Below are 3,405 nucleotides of genomic sequence, written 5' to 3'. Positions count from 1 at the left end.
ATCGAGGACCTGGATCCAGCAATTCTCAAAGACCTTAGCCTGGTAGGGAACTGATCATGGCCGCACCCATGCCCGTCTCGCCGCTGGCGCCTGCCAGCTTCCCCGATCTTCCGGTGATCAAGGGCGTGCGTTTTGCATCAGCCGCGGCCGGGGTCAAATATCAAGACCGGACCGACGTAATGCTGGCGGTCATGGACCCGGGCACTTCGGTTGCCGGGGTATTCACCCGCTCCAAGACCCGTTCTGCTCCGGTTCTGGACTGCCAAGCCAAACTGGGCAGCAGTGCTGACGCCGGTGCGGCAATCCTGGTGAACTCTGGCAACTCCAACGCCTTCACAGGTCATTTCGGGCAAAGCTCGGTGGCTCAGATCACGACTGCAGTTGCGGATGCAACCGGCCTGCCTGCCGAGCGTGTTTTTACTGCCTCCACCGGTGTCATAGGCGAACCTCTGCCGCACGACCGCATTGTGGCAAAGATTGGCGAGCTGCACAGCAATTTGAACGAAGGCGCGCTGGAAGGTGCCGCCAAGGCGATTATGACAACCGACACCTTTGCCAAAGGTGCCAGCGCCACGGTTGGGATCGGCGGCCAGACAATCAAGATCGCCGGCATCGCCAAGGGTTCAGGCATGATTGCGCCGGATATGGCAACGATGCTGGTCTACATCTTCACCGATGCGAAGGTCGGGCAAGCTGACCTGCAGGAACAGCTCGCTGAGATCTGCGACCGGACTTTCAACTGCATCACCGTGGACAGCGACACCTCGACGTCCGACAGCCTGATGCTGTGCGCCACCGGCGCCTCCGGCGTGGATGCCACCGGCAATGCAGAATTTGCGGCCGGGCTGGAACGGGTGATGCTTGACCTGTCGCACCAAGTGGTTCGCGATGGCGAGGGCGCGACCAAATTCGTGGAAATCCAGATCACCGGTGCCGCTTCGCACGCGGATGCCAAGATCCATGGTCTGGCAATCGCCAATTCACCGCTGGTAAAGACAGCGATTGCAGGCGAGGACCCGAACTGGGGCCGCGTGGTGATGGCGATCGGCAAATCCGGCGCCGAGGCGGACCGGGATCTGCTGTCGATTTCCTTTGGCGATGTGCTGGTGGCCGAAAACGGCTGGGTATCGCCGGACTACAAGGAAGAGCTGGGTGCCGCCGAGATGAAGAAGCAGGAGATCACTCTAAAGGTGGACCTGTGTCTGGGTGATGGCAAGTCGACCGTCTGGACTTGCGATCTGACGCACCAGTATATCTCCATCAACGCGGACTACCGGTCATGAAGGTTGTTCTGGTCTCAGCGGTTGCTCTCATCGACATGGATGGGCGCGTGCTGCTGGCGCAGCGCCCTGAAGGCAAGTCCATGGCCGGCCTGTGGGAGTTCCCGGGCGGCAAGATCGAAGCTGGTGAGACACCGGAGGTTGCGCTGGTCCGTGAGTTGCAGGAGGAACTGGGCATTGACACCTGGGCGTCTTGCTTGGCGCCGCTGACCTTCGCCAGCCACTCCTACGAAGATTTCCACGGCCGATATCCCGCTGATCCCAATCCTGCGCGACTGGCTGTAGGGGCAAAAGGCTGCGGCGCCGAGTATCTTACATGATGGATTTTGCCGCTTTTCCAAGGCTTTAATTTCCCAACCGGAGCGTGTGAACACTTTATTAATCATTTTGTCCAAGCATCAGGGTACGGGTCATGTTGACTACCCGAAGTTGCAATTGGGCAGGAGAAGACCATGCTACGGACAATCGCAGTTGGCAGCTTTTCGCTGGTTCAGGGCATTTTCATACGGGCGCTCCCTGACGGGAAAATCGCGGTGCGGGTTGGCAAAAGAACATATGAAGGCCGCCCGGTATCACCGGCCGGCTAAGACGCAGGCCGGGCAAAAGAGGGCCGCAGGCGATGCTACCCTTCTTAGGTACCACCTTCCCGATTCGGTTTCCAGTTTACGCAACCTTTCGGATTTTCAGTCTGCTACTGCGTTCACGGGCACCGCTTGAACACGACTCGGCATTTCACCCGTAGCGCTGGCATGCCCTTTTAAAACGGCGAAAAATCTCCGCAAACTTTCCAGCTGATAAAAGTGTAGAACACGCGACTTGATCCGACATTTCTGCTCTTCAGGAGCGCAAGCAAGGAGTGCCGATCAATGACGAGTATTCAGAGCAAGATCATCAAGCCGAAGCTGGGGCTGCTGGAGCTTGGGAAGCAGCTCGGCAGCGTTTCGCAGGCCTGCAAGGTGATGGGGTACCTATGCGCGGGTGGCGGCCTGTAAGCTCTGCACCGGGAAAACGGCGATCACCGCCGCCGGTCTGCTGAATGACAGGGTTACCCCTTCTTTGCCGGACACGGCATCAGCCTGTTGCGCATCCTGACGGACCGCGGCACCGAACATTGCGGCAAAGCCGGAAGCCATGCCTATCAGCTCTACCTGGCGGTCGAGGACGTGGACCACACGAGAACCAAGGCGAACAGCCCCCAGAGTGAGACCGTAAGGCAATCGATCCAGTAAATCGATTGCAGGGCGAACGGGATCTGCGAGCGCTTCCACCGGACCATCAAGGATGAGTTCTGCGAACATCGCCTTCCGCAAGAAGATCTACCGGCCGGTGGAGGAATTGCAAGTGGACATGGACGCCTGGCCGGCCAGATACAACGAGCAGCGGCCGCATTCGGGAAGATACTGCTATGGCAAGACGCCTATGCAGTCCTTCCGCGAAACGCTGCATATTGCCAGGGACAAGACGATCACGGCTTCCGATCCATCGGACAGTCGGCAACCCATTCTCAGCACAGAATGCTGAGGTGTCCGTCAGATCAAGTCTGAAGTTTTACAGATAAAGGTCAATAGCGACGCCCTGTTCTTTGCAAACGTTCCGACAGCTGCAGCGCGCCTTTGAGAACGGCCAGGCAAACCCCAGCGGAAAAAAACAAGCCCCGGTAATTGTGCCGGGGCTTGTTTTCTATTTCAGCTATCGTAGCGATCAATCGAGGGTACGGGTGACTTCTTCGCGTTCGAAGATCTCAATCACGTCGTTCGGGCGGACATCATCGTAGTTTTCAAACGCCATACCGCATTCCTGGCCGGACTGAACCTCGGACACTTCGTCTTTGAAACGCTTCAGCGTCTTCAGTGTGCCTTCGTGGATCACCACGTTGTCGCGCAGCAGGCGGACACCTGCCGAACGGCGGGCAATGCCTTCGGTAACCAGACAGCCGGCAACCTTGCCAACACCGGTAACCTTGAAGACTTCCTTGATCTGCGCATAACCGATGAAGTTCTCGCGGATCTCGGCAGACAGCAGGCCGGAGGCCGCCGCTTTCACATCATCCACTAGGTCGTAGATCACCGAATAGTACCGGATCTCGACGCTCTTCTGGTTGGCGGTGTTGCGGGCCGAAGCATTG

General features: G+C 58.1%; 2 protein-coding genes and 3 pseudogenes. 4 read left to right on the top strand and 1 reads right to left on the bottom strand.

The features are described from left to right. The first annotated feature begins 56 nt into the window (after positions 1 to 56). The 4 genes and pseudogenes from argJ to A2I95_RS28190 form a co-directional block, all read left to right on the top strand. Positions 57 to 1,283, top strand: coding sequence for a bifunctional glutamate N-acetyltransferase/amino-acid acetyltransferase ArgJ (argJ, locus tag A2I95_RS28205; RefSeq protein ID WP_291735235.1), 1,227 nt, complete (start codon positions 57 to 59; stop codon positions 1,281 to 1,283). Beyond that, positions 1,280 to 1,525, top strand: a pseudogene (locus tag A2I95_RS28200) ((deoxy)nucleoside triphosphate pyrophosphohydrolase); the annotation flags it as partial. The gene argJ and the pseudogene A2I95_RS28200, both read left to right, overlap by 4 nt. A 621-nt stretch (positions 1,526 to 2,146) precedes the next feature. Next, positions 2,147 to 2,272 (top strand): hypothetical protein, encoded by a 126-nt coding sequence (locus tag A2I95_RS28195; protein WP_291735234.1) that lies wholly within the window; start codon positions 2,147 to 2,149, stop codon positions 2,270 to 2,272. After that, positions 2,247 to 2,801, top strand: a pseudogene (locus A2I95_RS28190) (integrase core domain-containing protein); the annotation flags it as partial. The gene A2I95_RS28195 and the pseudogene A2I95_RS28190, both read left to right, overlap by 26 nt. Positions 2,802 to 2,981: 180 nt before the next feature. Here the strand turns inward: A2I95_RS28190 and A2I95_RS28185 are convergent. Further along, a pseudogene (locus tag A2I95_RS28185) lies at positions 2,982 to 3,405 on the bottom strand (translation initiation factor IF-2); the annotation flags it as partial.

This window comes from Leisingera sp. F5 (genome assembly GCF_001593695.1).
The sequence above is the reverse complement of the archived record's forward strand: the minus strand, read 5'-3'. Positions and strand labels throughout refer to the sequence as shown.